The organism is Posidoniimonas polymericola, from assembly GCF_007859935.1.
GTDB classification, from domain to species: domain Bacteria; phylum Planctomycetota; class Planctomycetia; order Pirellulales; family Lacipirellulaceae; genus Posidoniimonas; species Posidoniimonas polymericola.
In genome coordinates this window covers 23,656-39,724 of sequence record NZ_SJPO01000013.1, presented here as the reverse complement: position 1 = coordinate 39,724, position 16,069 = coordinate 23,656, and the positions used below count along the sequence as shown (strand labels likewise).

At 64.0% G+C, this 16,069-nt stretch carries 13 protein-coding genes, 1 tRNA gene and 1 pseudogene; 3 read left to right on the top strand and 12 right to left on the bottom strand.

Annotation, left to right across the window (positions count from 1 at the left end):
* Positions 1–7 precede the first annotated feature (7 nt).
* A complete protein-coding gene (locus Pla123a_RS21505) occupies positions 8–1,735 on the top strand; it encodes a glycoside hydrolase family 16 protein (RefSeq protein ID WP_231956589.1) in 1,728 nt (575 codons plus the stop codon).
* A gap of 505 nt (positions 1,736–2,240) precedes the next feature.
* Here Pla123a_RS21505 and Pla123a_RS24825 read toward each other — a convergent pair.
* From Pla123a_RS24825 to sbnA, 12 genes and pseudogenes are all read right to left on the bottom strand, one after another.
* Positions 2,241–2,393, bottom strand: a complete 153-nt coding sequence (locus Pla123a_RS24825) for a hypothetical protein (RefSeq protein ID WP_197528179.1) — start codon at positions 2,391–2,393, stop codon at positions 2,241–2,243.
* Positions 2,387–3,124 (bottom strand): GP88 family protein, encoded by a 738-nt coding sequence (locus tag Pla123a_RS21500; RefSeq protein WP_146590854.1) that lies wholly within the window; start codon positions 3,122–3,124, stop codon positions 2,387–2,389. Before Pla123a_RS21500 ends, Pla123a_RS24825 begins: the two co-directional genes overlap by 7 nt.
* 540 nt (positions 3,125–3,664) lie before the next feature.
* The gene (locus Pla123a_RS21495) at positions 3,665–3,916 is read right to left on the bottom strand and encodes a hypothetical protein (RefSeq protein ID WP_146590852.1); all 252 of its coding nucleotides are present in this window, start codon (positions 3,914–3,916) and stop codon (positions 3,665–3,667) included.
* Positions 3,917–4,234: 318 nt separating this feature from the next.
* Positions 4,235–6,370, bottom strand: a complete 2,136-nt coding sequence (locus Pla123a_RS21490; RefSeq protein WP_146590850.1) for an AAA family ATPase — start codon at positions 6,368–6,370, stop codon at positions 4,235–4,237.
* A 63-nt stretch (positions 6,371–6,433) separates the two neighbouring features.
* The gene (locus Pla123a_RS21485) at positions 6,434–7,213 is read right to left on the bottom strand and encodes a hypothetical protein (protein ID WP_146590848.1); all 780 of its coding nucleotides are present in this window, start codon (positions 7,211–7,213) and stop codon (positions 6,434–6,436) included.
* Between the two features lie 109 nt (positions 7,214–7,322).
* Complete coding sequence (locus Pla123a_RS21480) at positions 7,323–7,580, bottom strand: excisionase family DNA-binding protein (RefSeq protein ID WP_146590846.1); 258 nt, start codon at positions 7,578–7,580, stop codon at positions 7,323–7,325.
* Positions 7,581–7,830: 250 nt separating this feature from the next.
* Entirely contained in the window at positions 7,831–8,991 is a 1,161-nt protein-coding gene (locus Pla123a_RS21475; RefSeq protein ID WP_197528178.1) for a tyrosine-type recombinase/integrase, read from the bottom strand.
* Between the two features lie 153 nt (positions 8,992–9,144).
* Positions 9,145–9,218, bottom strand: a tRNA-Arg gene (locus tag Pla123a_RS21470).
* A gap of 133 nt (positions 9,219–9,351) precedes the next feature.
* A complete protein-coding gene (locus Pla123a_RS21465) occupies positions 9,352–10,809 on the bottom strand; it encodes a Y4yA family PLP-dependent enzyme (RefSeq protein WP_231956588.1) in 1,458 nt (485 codons plus the stop codon).
* Entirely contained in the window at positions 10,806–11,681 is an 876-nt protein-coding gene (locus Pla123a_RS25080; RefSeq protein ID WP_231956587.1) for a hypothetical protein, read from the bottom strand. The genes Pla123a_RS21465 and Pla123a_RS25080 overlap by 4 nt, the downstream gene beginning before the upstream one ends.
* Positions 11,682–11,963: 282 nt before the next feature.
* Positions 11,964–12,509: pseudogene (locus Pla123a_RS25390) on the bottom strand (FAD/NAD(P)-binding protein); the annotation flags it as partial.
* Positions 12,506–13,546, bottom strand: coding sequence for a 2,3-diaminopropionate biosynthesis protein SbnA (gene sbnA, locus Pla123a_RS21455; RefSeq protein ID WP_146590842.1), 1,041 nt, complete (start codon positions 13,544–13,546; stop codon positions 12,506–12,508). The pseudogene Pla123a_RS25390 and the gene sbnA, both read right to left, overlap by 4 nt.
* 245 nt (positions 13,547–13,791) lie before the next feature.
* On the opposite strand from sbnA, the gene Pla123a_RS21450 reads away from it, so the two are divergent.
* Positions 13,792–14,475 carry an ImuA family protein gene (locus Pla123a_RS21450; protein ID WP_146590840.1) on the top strand — a complete coding sequence of 228 codons (684 nt, stop codon included), beginning with the start codon at positions 13,792–13,794 and terminating at the stop codon, positions 14,473–14,475.
* A 28-nt stretch (positions 14,476–14,503) separates the two neighbouring features.
* Positions 14,504–16,069 carry a Y-family DNA polymerase gene (locus Pla123a_RS21445; protein WP_146590838.1) on the top strand — a complete coding sequence of 522 codons (1,566 nt, stop codon included), beginning with the start codon at positions 14,504–14,506 and terminating at the stop codon, positions 16,067–16,069.

Here is a 16,069-nt window from a genome sequence, read left to right as displayed (position 1 = left end):
CGGCACTTTGATACTAGCGATTTCTGCCGCCCTTTGCGCGTCGCTTGCCTCGGCGGACATCTGGGAACCCGGGACGGCGCTCCACGAGAAGATCTGGTACGACTGGGACGCCGACACGTTGCCAGTCGGAAAAGTGCGAGAATGGAAAGACTCCACTTCAGCGCAAGTCGCAGCCGTCCAGGCCGACCCGGCTCGCCAGCCAGAGAAGCAGCCGGGTGGCGTTCACTTCCCCCCCGGCGCGGACTGTCGCCTGGAAGCCCCCTGGCTCCGAATCCCCGAGAGGGCGCACCGGGCGGCGGTGATGGTTTTCGCTGCCAAGGTTAGCAGCTCGCCTTCTGACTCCGGGATGCTCTTCGCGGCCAATGGGCATCAGGGCAACTACAACCACCGACTGCCCGGCATCGGGTATCGTCGAGGTGATCACGAGTACACCGTCCACTGGACGGGGCAACCAGACGCGGCGATTCGACTGCCCGCTGGCGCAGACGAGTCTTGGCATGTCATCGTGACGCGGAGGGTGGATGGTCGGCACTACGCATCGATTGACGGACAGCCGGAGGTTCAGGCAGAGATCGAGGATCTGGTAATCCCACGCGACGAGTCCCGCGCAAAGACGCTGATTGGCGACACGCGACCAAACGGGATCGAGTTCATCGTCAACCGTATTATGCTCCTGCACGAGGAGCTGTCGGCGGTAGACGTCGACCGAATCGCGGGTTGGGCGATGTGGAAAACCGACTCGCAATCGCGTCTGCCACCGAGTCACCCCTATCGAAAAGAGCGTCCAGAACCCGGGGCGCCCAAAGAGGGGTTCGTCGGTCACACCGAAGCGTCATGGGCCAAGGTGAAAGAGCAGTGGGGTGAAAAAAACGCGACGAAGGAGCAAACCTTCGGCAGACCTATCGCTCCGCTCCTCGAGGGCTACACGACGGTGTTCGAAGATCAATTCGACTCCATGACAATAACAGACGAGTCCTCGGGCGAAGGACCGTGGTACTCGCCTGGACACCCCGCGGCCACGGGCCGGGCGCGGAGCGTCAAGCCGGGCCGTGAACCGAACGTCTACTCACAGGCCGGCTCTGAGCTAACGATCACCATGCAGCGGGTCGGAAAGACCTGGTTCTCAGGGTCGTTCACGTCGGTCAACGTCGATGGCCGCGGCCAGACTTGGAATCCAGCCGAGCACCCCACCTACTTTGAGGCAAGGATGAAGTGCTCGCCCGGCAACGACTTCGCGTCGTGGCCGGCATTTTGGATAAAGGCAGTCGACGAGTACTTCACGCAGACAGTGCCAAGGACAGAGATCGACATCTACGAGGGATACAACTCCGACCCGAAGGGCCACCACCAGGCCTATCACAGCTGGAAGGCCGCTCGTCAGTACGGAGACCGTCCCAACAAGACGTTTCACGTAGGCAACTACACGGGCCTCCACAAGAACTGGCCGGACGCTCCGGTAGACCTGTTCGACAATGAGTACCACACCTACGGCGCCCTCATCACGCCGAAGCACATCATCTTCTCGTTCGACGGCAAAGAATTGATGAGGGCGCCCACTACTCCTGATATGCTGCGGCCGATGTTCATTCTCGTCGACCTCGCCCTGCTGCCCAAGGAAGCCGACAAGGCCGATGGCGAGTACAAACTTGTAATCGACTATGTCCGGGTGCGGCAGAAAATCGAAACGAACGCAGCCGTTCGCACCCAAAGAGAGCGCCGAAATCAGTCCGATTAGCCCGCCTCGTGACGTTTCGCATGCCGACCGACAGGCGTTCTCCCTTAGTGGGGTCTTCCGGCGGGGGTTTGAGCCCGAAATCGCCAGGAAGGACCCGGGAAAACTTCGATCGCGAAAGCGGCTAGCCGCGTTTCCGGCAAGTGCACAGGCGTTCCGTAGCCCTCATCCCGCAAGAGCGGACGCGGACTGCTACATTTCTAGGCATTTCCGGCAATGAGAATCCGTAGGCAGCCCTGCCAGAGGCGTAGCTGGACAGCTGGCTTTCGGGAATGTCCGTCTAGGCGCGCTGAACGCCCGTCTAACGCGCCGGAGCGCCAGCTCGATAGAGGAGCCGCGCGAGCGCTGGAGGCGCGCGAGACGGCCTCTCAGGGCCCCTCAGCGCGCCCTGTGGCTTCGGGAGCCTCGTAGCTGTCGACGCCCGTCGAATGAAACCCAACGAAAAACGCCCGCTAGATGCCTAGCGGGCGTTGAGGGGCATTCAGATTGTGAGCCGATCGGGGCGCGGCTAGTCGGCCGACTCGCGCCTGAGCCGATCGATCGCCTCGGCGACATCTGGCTCGAGATCGCGGGCCGCCTCGACGATCTCGGGCGGCAGCTCGTCCGCGCGGTCAGTAATCGCTAGCAGCAGGGCGGTGGTGCGTTGCAGCAGGTCTAGCATGGCGCGGCAAAGCCGGTTGCGCGTCCTCGGGCCTTGGCGGCGTTGGTCCCCTTCAGCCGAAGCCCACAGACCACGCCCCGCCCGTCGACGCTGGGTAGGCGGATATCGTGCTTGTCGGCGTCGATGACGGGCCACTCCGCGCCCCAGTAGCGAACCGACCGGGGCAGCGGGCCAATCCGGCCGCAAGCCGGGTAGTAGTCTACCGCAAACACGGCCGCCACGTTGCCCCCGCGGCGCAGGAAGCTCGCCAGGGTCGCCGGGTGCGACCGCTCCGAGGCCGAGAACGTCAGCGCGTAGTTCGGCGGCAGCTTGCCATCGAGGTACGCGCGGAAGCGGCTCAGGACCTTCGTGTAATCGTAGAACTGCACCTCCGGCCAGCGCTCGATGACCTCTCGCCAGTCGAGGTCCGACCCGACATTGAGCCGCACCATAGGCCGCAGGAGCGCCCTGTCGGCGCGCCTGGCGTGCTGGGCAATGTCGTGGTGCAACTGAGCCAGAAAGCCGCGCCGGTCCTCCGCGAGCCACTGGGTGTCCCTGATGGCGCGCTGGCGGGCCGCGGGCACGACCCGTTGCCCCGAAAACCACAGATTGCAGGCCGCCCGGCAGCCTACCGTCGAGGCGGGGCAGACTTGGTGACCGGACAGGCCGTGCGGGGCGAGCGCCAGCCCAGCCACTAGGTAGTTGTCCGGGCCGGCTTTGGCCAGCTTGGCGTTGGTACGCAGCAGGTTCATCGGTCCCCCCTTTCGGCAAGCAGGGCCAGGGCGAGCGCCACAGCGCCCGCTGCGGGGATGCTCAGCACCAGCGCGAGCCCCGACAGCTCGCGTATCAACTCGATCGCGGAACACATAGCAAGAAACTCCAGCGGGTGGCGAATCGCCAGGCAGGGCGCCTGGGCTCGCTGGCATCGTTCGCCGGAAACGAGCGCGGAGAATGGCCCGCCGGAGTGGTTCGGGCGCTGAGTTCTTGGGCGCGAGCGCCTGGGGATTGGGCGTCGCGTCGCAATTGCACACAAACGCCGGTGATTACCCAGGATGGTCTAGCCAGAGGGCCCAGGACCGCCACGCCAGCCGCTAATGAGGAATTCAAACGGTTGAGAGATCGCGTCTCCGTGCGCACGCGTTGAGCCGATCCCTGATTTTTTTGCCGGGGTGCTAGTTCGTAGCCCCCCGATCAAAGAGGAGAGGCCCCCGCCATTCGCCGAGGGCCTCTCCCGAGCGCACGCACCGGGTCTCGTAGCTGGTACAAATTCGCTGACGAGGCGTCCCCCTGCGCTAAGATTCCACTTCGATGCGCTCGTCAATCGTCTCCCACAGGGTACTCAAAGCGTTCTGGGCCCAGTACGCAGTCAAGGCCAACTGGATGAGGCATGCCTGCTCCAGAGTCTTATCCTCTACCGGCTTCTCGGGATCATAGGATTCAGTGAGATCCGCAGCTTCCTTGGTGAGCATGAGGTGCATGAGGTCCATCTCGGAAACCAGGGTATCGCGATTCCGGAATACGGGGCCAATGAAATCGAGCTTCATAACTTTGTTGTCCTTTGGAATGTGAAAGTTGAATCAACGCAATGGTTTCTCGCCGGTTTATCTACATTGGGATGGGCTCCGATCTTCTGGGGTGACAATCGCGCCGACAGGTGCAATTGCTAGGGGGGGAGAAAGACCAACCCCTCTGGCGCCTCTGACCACAGAGGAGTTGGCGCCACTTCCGCTTTCCTCGGGAAATTCCCAGAGAAGTTAATAAATACTCTCTCTAGTACTCTCCGTTTGCGGCCTTCGGCCGGTGCGTCCCGACCACCCCCTCTAGTGTCAGAGGAGGTGGTCAGAAACGCTCTCTCGCGCTGATCAGAAGAGCGGAGCTCCGACACCGTCGTCGACCGGAACCACGCCGTCGAGGGTCACTGCCACCCCTGGCTCAACATGCCTATCCGGCATCCTGAGAATGTGAGGCTTCTGGAAGCCGCTTACCTTCGATTCGATTCCCAACTGTTTCCGAGCGGTCTTGTAGGTCGATTCGCCGATCCCAGCATCCGTCACAAGCTGACGCACCTCCGTCTCAGGCTGGGGGCCGCTCATCAGAGCACGATTGATGATGCTCTTCGCGTGCTGGAGCTTCGAGCCATCGCCCTTCACCGACTTCGTCGCGCCAGTCAGCTGGTTAGCGGTCAAATCACAGCGGCCGTGCCATTCAACGGCCCCGAGGTACTGGACCGACCCGTCGTCAAGCTGAACCCGTTGAGACTCCGTCGTAAACTCAAGGCTCGGCGGCATCGGCGCCACGTTGAACTTCTGAGGTGAGAGCACGCGGACAAACTCGCCCTCTTCATTCCGAGGATCGAGGCCGACGTTGTAGGCGGCCCGAGCGATGCCGACGATGCCAATCGACCCCGACCCACGGTTAATGGCCGACTCACCCGACTTCTTGTTCATGTGGCGAATGACAATGGCAGAGATGTGGAGCCGTTCGCACATCTCCTTCAACGGCTGCAGCACTTTGCGAACATCAGGCCCGCTGTTGCTGTTTAAGCCAGAGGGGAACATCGAGTCAAACGGATCGATTACGATGAGCTTGACCTGCTTCTCGACAACCAGTTTTTCCAGCAGTCCAATGCAATTGGGCAGCTGAACCGGGCTACCGTCCTTCTGATCTCCATCAATCAACTCGACGCGACTAGTGATCGCCCTGGCCGCCTTCAGCCTCGGGACCATGACGCAAGACTGAGGGTCTTCGTAGTTCAGAATTGCGCAGTTGATCGGGGCCCGCTTCGGTGAGAGCGGGTCGGAGCACGGCATGCGGTCCCCGCGCGAAAACCGGGCGACGAGGTCCATCACGAGAGAGCTCTTCCCGCTCCCCGGCTCGCCGTCGATCAGCGTGATCATGCCAAGCGGCAGGTAGCCGTCCCAGAGCCAGCCGACCTTCTCCGATCGCACATCAGCAGCTGACCGCGACTTGAGCCCGCTGGTGGGCCCCTCGGGCTGGAAATCCGACGCGTCGTAGACGTCGAATTCCTCCTCGGCGGGCAAACGGCAGCCGAATCCATCTTGCCCCAAGCGGTTCATGACGCTCAGCAGCATCTTCACCAACTCATCATTGGTCCATTCCGCCGGACCGCCGTTCACCGAGCCCGTGCGATTGTGGTTGAACCAGCTAAGCAGTTGCCACAGCTCACGACCGGCGAGTCCACGGCTCCACAGCTCGGAGACGACCCGGTACATGGCGGCGTTGCCCCCGGCGCCGTTGGCGGACTCCTCGGCCTCATCCCGCAGCCACTGGAAGGCTTCGACCGCCCGAAGCGAGGCCTTGCCCGAGTCGATCCACGACTCGACGTCGTCGGGGGCCACCAGCTGGGACGACGACGATTGCGTTACCTTTGGCTTGTACTCGGCCAGCAACTTGTCGAGGGCGTCCTGGCCTTCGACAACCTCACTGCCGCTGCCGTAGGGCTCTCCCGTAATCGCCAACCACTTGTTGTGGCTGAACAACTCGATAGTGAACGAATCGTCCCCTTCGCCGACTTCAATTTCGGCGCGACTCGCCCCTCCGGGGAGCTTGGCCTTGATGAACAGCTTGAAGCCAGTCTTGGAAGGAGACCACTCAACATAGGCGCCAGGAAACCGGCCGATGATCTCATCGGCCACAGGAAGCACCTGGTCGTGGCGCACGCAATCATCGAAGTCGAGACAGACGACTTCGTCGTCTTCCGAGAGCACCAAAGCGAGACCACGGTACAGTTCGACTTCGGCGTGCTGGAGTTCTATGGCCTCGTCGAACGAGCTCCAATGGGCCTGGGTGTTCCACCCCTGAGACGAGCCGTCGACGCGAGACGGCAGCTTGGCGGCCGTGCCATTGCGGTGAGCGTAGCGCCACACGAGCCACTGCTTCAGCGACTTGAGGTGATCAGGGATGTGCTCTTCGCTTACCGGCGCATTGGCGGACTGTGCTGCGGCCAGATTGGCCTTGGCCTTGTTGGAAGTGATCATTTTCTTCTTTCTTCGTGTAGGGTGAAAGCTTGAAGCTGCGTGGATGCGAGTTCAAGTTCTTAATTACTTCTTGGTCTTCTTCGCCCGAACGGTGACGTCCCAATTGCCACCGAGCCGCTGATCTTGCCAGCCCTGATCAATGGTTAGACCGAAAGATCGCTCGCTCGACTGCTCTTTGATGCATAGGTTCAGCGCGAAAATGCCACGATGCGTCCTCTCACAGGAGTCGAGGTGGATGACGGTCTCGGCCCATTCGCCAAACTCCTCGTCGGCTTCATGGCCCCAGGCGCCCGTGAGGGTCACGAGCGCCATCGTGCACTTCGAGGCCTCACCGCACTTGGCATAGCGGTCCAGCGTTTCGCGGAAGAAGACGCGATCGAAGCGATAGGCCGAGAGAGACCGGGGGAACGCGGGCCGTGGGTGGTCAAGCAGGCAAAGCTTGGCTTCCTCGCGTTCGACGTTCGCCTGCAGCGACTCGGGTCCGTTTGGCGACTGCAGGGCTACGGAGTTGGGGTACTTCCGGAAGATAGTTTCGTAGCGGACACCTTTGCGAGACCGCTCAAGGACCGCGATCCGATCGCGCACGATCTGCATGTCGATCTCTTTGTCGTGGCCTTCAAAGTAGAAGACTGGCTCGGGGTCCTTGTAGGGAAGCTCGAAGTAGTTCAGGAACTTCGTCGACGTGTTGGCGGAAAAGGCGAGATCGAGAGCAATCGCCGTCTTCAGCGCGGCCTTGTCGCCGGTGATCCAAAGCGAGCGACCAAGCGTCAGCTGCTTGTGCGCGGGGGTCGCCTTCGCCTTGTGGGGGGATTTCGAATTGGAAATGTTGGACTTGCTAGTCATTTGTTGTTCCATGGGGGGATCAGGTTTGTGCAAACGCAATGGGCAGCATCTGGCACTCTACGGACGTACCGCGAGCGCAGAGCGACCCATCACGCAATTCGGGAGATATCTAGAAGAAGCGTTTCGCCTGAGAAGGCGAGCGGCGTTTCCGCGAGGATTCAGACGGGCCGGCGCGTTGGCGATTCGACGAGCCAGCAGCCATGAACGCCGCCAAGGCGTCGGCGTCGATGCGGTACGTGGGACGCTTGGCCGTCGGCCTAGCGACATTCGTTGCGCGGAGAGATCCCGACTGAATTAGTCGCGAGACATGGGCGCGCGAAACGCCGAGCTGGATGGCAATGTCGGAGGGGGTGAGATACGCACTCATAGCAGTCCTTCCCGGCGGAAGCTCTACGATTGAATGCGTCTGGAGCCAGCGGCGTCAGCCACTCTCCAGTATCTCACTTGCGGCAGAAGTGCCGAAGCAGTGAACGGTCCCGACTACCGCTCGCATGGGGGAACTATAAGTTGTAGTCGCCAGTTTCGGGGGGCGAGGTCTTGGGAGCACTTAGCTGCCCGTACAACCTAATATCGGCCGATGAGGGCCAAATGCTCCAGCGATCGAGAGAGTTTTTCGCTCAGGACCCGAAGAGCCACTGCCTCACATGCGATGTGACCCGTTCAAGCCGCTCATCCATCACGGCCTCGCGGTAGACAGCGTCAATCGATGGGTCGACGTGGCCCATCAGGTAACGGACCGCGACCTGGTCGCCCGTGTCACCGCCGATGGTCGCGAAAGTGTGCCTCAGGGAGTAGAACGACACGCCCTTGGTGTAGCAGCCAGCCGCCTTGGCGACCCTGCGGAACTTCTGCGAAACCGCGCTGCATGCCATGTCGCCGCCCCAGGCATTGCCCACAGAAGTAAGGAATGCTCGGTCTTCACAGCCGCTGGCCGGCTTCGGGCCGGCGGCTCGGGCCTCGAACGCCTGGCGCATCGCCTCGACCGTCTCCGGCCAGAGTGGGCACCGGCGGTCAATAGCGGTCTTGGTGCGGGGGAACTGGACCCAACCGCTCTCGAGGTCGAACGCCTCCGGCGTGATCGTGGCGCAATCCCGATTACCGAAACCTGCGTTGATCGCTAGGTGAAGCATGGCCTTAAACTGGTGGTCTCCGGCCGAGTTTAGCAGCTTCTGCACCTGCTCGGCTGAGAACAGCTTCTTCGGCTGGCTCTGCCGGTGAGCACGGAGGATCTTCTTGGACGGCGAGGCCAGAGCCGATGCGGCGCGGACTTCCTTATCGAGGATGCCAGACTTGTAGCCAAAGTTGAACACCGACCGCACGCGGTTCAGCTCGGGCCCGAGGGTGGTCGGCGCCCAGCCGGAGGACAGTTTGGTGCGGTACTCGGCCAGCTCGTCGACCCTCAGGTCTTCGACTAGCCGGTTCTTGCCGAAATGGTTGATCAAACGTTCGCAGGTCTTGTGCAGGTCCTGGAAATGACGCCTCGTCAGCTCACCAGACTCGACAAGCTGCTCTTTGGCTGTCAGCAGGGCGTTGCAAAGTTCTCGCAGCGTGACGCCGTCTGGGTTCCTCTCCCGCGGCTTCCGTCCGGCGTACAGGTCGTCGCGTTGATCAAGGTATTGCTGCAGAGCGCTATCGGGGTTCTCCCAGCGGTCGAAGTAGTAGACCTTGCCCTTGATCTTCTTCGCCCAGTAGCCGCGCGCATGCGGGAACAGCGGGAAGTCCGCGTACGGCTTCGTGGGCTTGGTGCGTTGTTTGGGGGTGGCAGTAGCGGTGGCCATGGTCGTCGCCTTGCGCAGGAGGTGCGTCCAACACGTCCGGGAGGGCCCCACGGCCCAAACAGGTGTACTACCGGGTGTACGCGTTGGCGTCGGCGACGCCGCCAGAATGGCGAGAAAGTCGAAAAACCCTATCATTTGTAGGGGTTTTTCCAGCACGCCCAGCTGGATTCGAACCAGCGACCTACGGATTAGAAGTCCGTTGCTCTATCCAACTGAGCTATGGGCGCAGACGTACAGGATGCCGCAGTTTACGGGGCGGGGGGCTGTCCGCCTAGATCGGCAGCCTTCAGTCTACCTTGAATCGTGGGGGGAGATAGGCTTCCGCCGCTGGAGAATGATCGGCGTCAGCACGCCGTCGGTCTACGGGGCGTCGATTGCGTCGACGGCGGGGCGATCGCCGACGGGGCCGACGATCAGATTCTTGGCCAAAGGGAATTGGTGCGAGCGGCTCTCGCGGAAGTGCATGAAGTAGCCGGCGGTGTTCGGCAGCGCGAAGAGGTCGCCTACCGCCACTCCGCGGGGGAAGCGGAGGCGGCGGAGCAGAATTGCTTCGGACTCAGTGCAGTACGCGCCGGTCAGAAAGCCCTGATCGACCTGCTCGGCGTCCTGTCGGTCGGGGCCGGCGGCGATGTGCAGCGGGTCGACCAGCATGTCGACGCTGCCGGTGCGGCATTGGGTGTGGTTCATCGCCAGCCCGATGTGCCAGTCGCCGTTGGACTGGCGGCGGCGGTGGACCACCCGGGCGAGGGTCACCCCGCAGCCGTCGAGCAGGGCGCGGCCTGGTTCGCAACGCAGCTCTAAGTCGCGTCGGCGGACTTCGGGGCCGATTTCCGAAAGCACTTGGGCGAGCCACTCGTTGCGTTCCGGCTGCTGGAAGAAGGGGTAGGTTGCTGGCTTGCCAAACAGCTGCCCGTCGTGAGCCGTAAGGCCTAGCCCGTGCCCGCGGTAGGTGAGGGGACGCGCTCTCGACAGCAGGCATTCCTTATGGGCGGACCAAAAGAGTGTCCACGCATCGGACGATTCGAGGTAGCAGACCGGCATGCCGCCGCCGATGTCGAGGTGGACGACACGACTTCCAGTTGAGCGAAGATGGTCGATGATCGGCAGGCATTGCCGCACGGCAGCGACCCGTTGATCCGCGTCGTATCCATCGAGATGGAAGTGGATGCCGTTGATGGCAAACGCGTCGGTGGCGGAGAGGCAGACGCTGGACAGTTCCTCTTCGAGCGTTTCGATAGCAAAGCCAAAACGCGAATCGAGGCGTCTGCCCTGGTGGGCGAAGCCACTCACCCGGATCGAGACCGCGGGGCGTTCGCCAATTGCCTGTGCGAGCCGCCTGATCAAGCGGGTTTCGTCTGGGTTGTCGAGGACGATCGTGATGCCGGAGCGGATGCAGTGCTCCAGCAGTGAAGCGTCCTTGACGGCGGCTGTGCAGACAATCTGCTCGGCGGGGACGCCGCGGGCGAGGGTTTGCCGGATTTCGGCCTCGCTGGCCGTGTCGACGCCGCAGCCAAGCTCGCGGCAGGCGTCGACGTACGCCAGGCACTTGTTGGCCTTCCGGGCGAAGAACGGCGCCAGCCGAACCCCGTGGTCGTTTCCGACCGAGCGGAGTCGTTTGACGGACTCGGCGAACGGCGCGGTGCAGTTGAGATTGAGCGGCGAACCGTGCTCCTCGACCCACGCCACGAGGTCTGGCGAGCGAAGCGCCCTGACCATCCAGGGCGACAACCTACCGTGGAGCGGGGGATCGCCCGCGCAGCCGCGGCGGAGGTCCTCGAGATCGGTCGGATTAGCGCGGGGCGTATCGAGCAGCGTCATGAGTTAGAGCGGGTGAGTTGCATGGCTAGGCCTGTCGCCCATGTGTCGATTTGGTTGTGGAGTGAGCGGTTGAGGGTGTCGTGCCCGATGACCCACCCCTCGGCCACCCGCCCGAAGCAACGCACGGATTCGATCCGCGTGCCGTCGGACTTCAGCGGCTCGCCGCCGCGCGATGTTTGCATCGCGCCGCCTGGGGTCGTCTTTAAAGCGATCGACTCTGGCAATAGGCCGCCGGCGACTTCATTGTTGCAGGTTTCAGCACCTGATGGCAGCACCGCGTCCACAACGCGATCCACTTTGGTCTCAACCGCTGCGGTGACGATGCGATGGCCGTGCTCCGACAGCAGCCGACTATGATCGCCGCAATGGCGTAGGTCCAGCACACCGTGGTCGACGAGGGCGACTAGCTTTGCTGCGTTCTCGATAGGCGGACCGAATGCTAGTCGCTCCATCTCGCGAGAGAACTTGGCGATGCTCTGCCAGGCCGCCTCGCCGTGGCGCCCGAAGCTGAACTGAGCGACGAGGGTCGGGTAAAGTTGGCGCCACGCCTCGCCGAGGGCCCAACCGGCGTCCGCCGGGCGTTTGCCCGCGGCGATACGGATCGAGCGACGCATCCACCGCACTATTTCCTCCGGAGTCTTCGGTTGGCAGAAACGGTCGAACCACCGACGCGCCACGCCCGACGCGGGACGCTCGAGTCCGAAGTTCTGGGCGTAGTCGGCGAGGGCCGCGTCGGCTGCGTCGAAGACGACGCCGGCAACTTCTTCACCGCTTGGGCCTTCTAAACCAGTGAGTTGCGACTGAAAGCGGGGCCAGATAGAGGTCGAGGCGCCGGCGACTCTCCACTGCCGGTAGTCCGGTTTCGGCTGCATCGGACGGCCGGTGCCGGAGAACGGTAGGATCGAGCCCGGCTCTTTGCCTGAGGGGAGATAGCTCCAACGATACTGACCGTTGCTGAAAAAGCATCCTCCGCGGCCCTGAGTCAGGGCTAGGCAGACATCGATGCAGGTGAGGGCAAAGCCACGAACAGCGACGCTCGCGCCGGGGGCGATGTTGGCAGGGCCTAGGTTGGTTGCAGTCGGGTACGCCGGCAGCAATGTGTCGCCGGTTGCCGCTTCGGTGCGGCGTCGCCAACGGAGTCCGTGGCCAATCGTGAAGACTATTTGGTCAAACGCTTCAACGCCGGCGGCGGTTTGACACCGCCATTGATTTTCTGCCGGGGAAACGTTCATGACGGCGTGCGGGATCACACGGCAGCAGATCCCCGCGGCAGCGAGTCGGTGACGCAGGCGCTGGAACCGATAGCTCAGGTACCTGCCGACTGTCGCTCGGGGCAAAAAAGCGCCCGGCGAGATCGCCTCCCTATCCTCTCGTGCCAACCACTCGATGAACCCCGGAGTCTGACCCGAGTCCGACGAAGGGAACGAGCGGTCGATCGCGGCCGCCGGGAAATTCATCAGTAGAAAGTTGGGCTGATCTGGAGAGTAGACGGCGCCCGCGCCCGGACATCTGGCCGGTTCGAAGTAGGTGATCTCGGTGCGGGGACGAGGCCCCGCGTTCGCCAATTGGCTCGCGATCGCCTCACCGCACTGCAGCCCGCGGGGGCCAGCCCCGATGATGGCCAGGCGGTAGGGGTCAGCACTCGACTCCCGCCGGTCGCTGTGGAACCGATCGGCGCCGCTAGGAACGAGGGTTGTCACGCTGTTGCTCCTGCGCTCTCCGACAAGCCCGCAAGTTCGGAGAGTGCCGTGGGAGCGATGTGGAGGTGCTGCTGAACCCACTGGTCGTTGTACACGGTGTCGAGGTACCGCACACCCGAGTCGTGCAGAATCGCCGCGCAGCGGGCGCCGGTAAGCTGGTCCCGCATTGTGCGAACGGCTTGCAGCACACCGCCGCCGGACCCGCCTGCCAGAATCGCTTCGGTGGCGGCCAGGCGTCGGCAGCCAACGACACAGTCGGCGTCGCTCACGCGGACGACCTGCGCCGGCCGTGCGTTGCGAGAGAGCGGCGGCACACGCCCGGCGCCAAGGCCGGGCATCAAACGCTTGCCCGCCTCGCCGCCAAAAAGCACGCTGCCGTGGGCGTCGACTGCCACGATTTGTGGAGGGCGCCGATGGTCCTGGAAGTACCGCTGGCAGCCGAGCATGGTGCCGGTGCTGCTGATCGCGACAAACAGCCAGTCGAGGTCGCCTCCGAAGGCGTCGTCGAGCTCCCGCGCGGTCTCCTCGGCGTGGGCGGTGGGGTTGCTGTCGTTGGCGTACTGGTTAGACCAGTAGGAGTCACGGGTGTGCTCGAGCAGCCAGCAGACGCGAGCCAATCGGGCGGCTAAGAAGTCGCCGTCGATCGGCTTGGTGACCTGCTCGATCTGGGCGCCCAGCGCCCGCATGATTGCGATGTTTTGCGGCTGAGCCCTCGGATCGACAACGCAGATGAACTTCAGGCCGTAGTACCGGCACGCCTGGGCCAGGCCGATGCCCATATTGCCAGACGACGACTCGATGACGGTGGAGCCTGGGTGGATCTCGCCGGCCGCCAGGGCGTCCTCAATCATGCGGCGGGCGGGGCGATCTTTGGCGCTCCCGCCTGGGTTGAACGACTCAAGTTTGACACGGAGGTCGATCGTTTCGTCGTCAAGAAAGCGGCGCAACTGTACAACGGGCGTTCCGCCGATGGCCTCGAGCACTCCGTTGCAGGTGCGTGCCTCTCGGGCTGCGTAGTGGGGTGTGGTGGGTTTCATGCGGGTCTTGGAATCCGTTTGTGTGAGATCGCAGTGCTTAAGGCAAAGGTTGTGCCAATGCTTCCGGCCGGTGGCGTAGGCGTTTGCTCGTGCTTCTTTGGCACTCTGGAAAGGCTTGGGCTTTGGGGCTGAGTTCCAGGCGAACAAGGTGCCTTCCTGGCTGCCACCACCGCTGGTGCGGCGGCAGACCGGAAAATCCCCGGACAGCTATTGAGTGAACGCATGTTCATGTGTATTGTCGTGGCATGATGCCTCCTGAGCTGACATCGTCTGATCTGACATCAATGGACGCGGCGGCCCGTTTAGCGGGGCTCAAGCAGCTCCACCCACTGATTGTTGGCGGTGGCGAACAGCCGACGGCGCCCCGCTTGGAGCCGGCGGCCCCGCTGCCTCAGCTGGTGCGGCCCGGCGTGCTGATGGACTGCCTGGGGGAGCCTGGCAGCGGCGCGGGGCTGATTGCGTTGTGGCTCTGCCGGCTCGCCTGCAAGTCGCAGGGCGAGTTGGTCGTGGTCGACCCGTCGCGCGAGTTCTACCCGCCCGCGGCCGTCGCCTGGGGAGTCGACCCCAGCCGGCTGCTGGTAGTCCTGCCCGACACGGCCAACGACGCGTTGGCGGCCGTCGAGCAGTCGCTCCGCTCGCCGGCGGTCGGCGCGGTTTGGGCGGTGCTTGACCGGATCGCCCAGCAGCCGTTCCGCCGGTTGTTGCTCGCCGTGGAGGAGGGGCACGCGTTCGCCACGCTGGTGCGCCCGGCGCGTCGGTTGGCGGACTCCTGCTGCGCGGATTACCAGTTTCATTTTGTGCCTGTTCCGCAAGAGGACGGTTGCAGCGACGTGATACGCATCCGCGCCGAGCAGACCCGCAGCCGGCACGGGCCGTTGGAACAGCCAAGGAACTTGACGATTGATTGGCGGGCAGGGCACATAAGCTGAACGCGTGGGGCGTTGAACGAGGGTTGTCATGGCAAACCAACAAAGAATCCTCGCCGCCTGGCTGCCCGACTGGCCCGTGCAGCGTCTGCGGGCGGGACAGCCCCTGCGTGCGGGACGGGGGGAGCCGCAGCGGGCGATCGCGGTCTCGGCGTCGTCGCGGGGAGTCGACCGGGTGGCGTCGTGCTGCCCGGCGGCCAGGCAGCTGGGCGTGCTGCCCGGCATGCGCACCGCCGAGGCCGAGGCGATCGCCGGGCCCGAGAAGCTCGCGGTCTTCGTCAGCGAACCGAAGGAAGACCTGCGGCGGCTCGAGCAGCTCGCAGAAGACGCCAATCGGTTTAGCCCTATCGTGGCGATCGATGAAGCGACGCGGTCGGCGTTGTTGATGGATGTGAGCGGCATGTGGCCGTTGTGGGGGGATTCGCCTGCCGCCGGCGAGCAGCGGCTGGCGGCCGCGGTCGCGGGGTGGCTGACCGAGCGTTGCCTGCAGTCGCGGGTAGCGGTAGGCTCGACGGTCGGCTTGTCTTTCGGCGCAGCCTGCTTCGGCGAGGCGGCGGTCGCGGTTGTCGACCACGAGCGTTCGGCCGAGGCGGCCCGCCGGCTGCCGGTCGCCGCGCTTCGCCTGGACGAGCAGACGCTCGACCGCCTGGCCGGGTTTCACCTCCGCACGCTCGACCAGCTTCTGGCGATCCCCCGCGCGAGCCTCCCCTCGCGTTTTGGCCCGACGGTCAACCAGCGGTTGGCCCAACTCCTGGGCGAGACCCCCGAGCCGCTCCGCCCGGTCCGGCCCCCGGAGGAGCTGCGCGCCGACTGGCGTTTCGAGTCGCCGGTCGCCAACGCCGAGGTGCTCGAATCGATTGTGGGGTTGCTGCTGGCCAGGCTCGAGTCGCGGCTGACGGCCTCCCGGCAGGGCGCCAAGCACGTCCGGATCGAGTACCTGTTCGACACGCCGCACGAGAGCACCGGCCGGCGTTTTGCCGTCGACCTGCGACTCTCGCGGGCGACCTGTTCGCAGCAAGAGCTGCAGGCGTTGTTCGCGTTGCGTTCGGACGGGCTTCATTTCGAGGACGCCGTGGCTGAGGTGAATGCTCATGTCGTCGAGGCGGTGCTGCTGCAGCACCGCCAGCAGTTGTTGTTCGAGGACCACCGCGAGGCGGCCGGCTTCGAACGCGACCTGCTGGTCAATCGCCTCGCCGCCCGCGTGGGGCAGACCCGGGTCTGCCGCGCGGCACGCCGTTCGAGCCACGACCCGCTGCGCGCCTACCACTACCTGGAGGCGATCGACCTGCCCCGCGCCGCGTTCCGGCTGAGCGCGGCCGAGGCCGAGCGGGCCCGCCGGCTGCCGCTGCTGCCGAGGCAGAGGCCGCTCTCGGTCCGTGTCGACTGCGACCAGGACGGCTCGCCCTGCTTGGTTTCTCTGGCTGGTCAGCAGCCGGTGACCGTGGTGTGGGGGCCCGAGCGGATCGAGACCGGTTGGTGGCGCGGCCGCCCCCTCGCGCGGGACGCCTACTGGGTCAAGCTGGCCGACGGCCGGCGGTTCTGGCTGCTGCTGGACCTCGGGAGTCGCCGGTGGCGGCTGGCGGGGGACTTGTCTTGA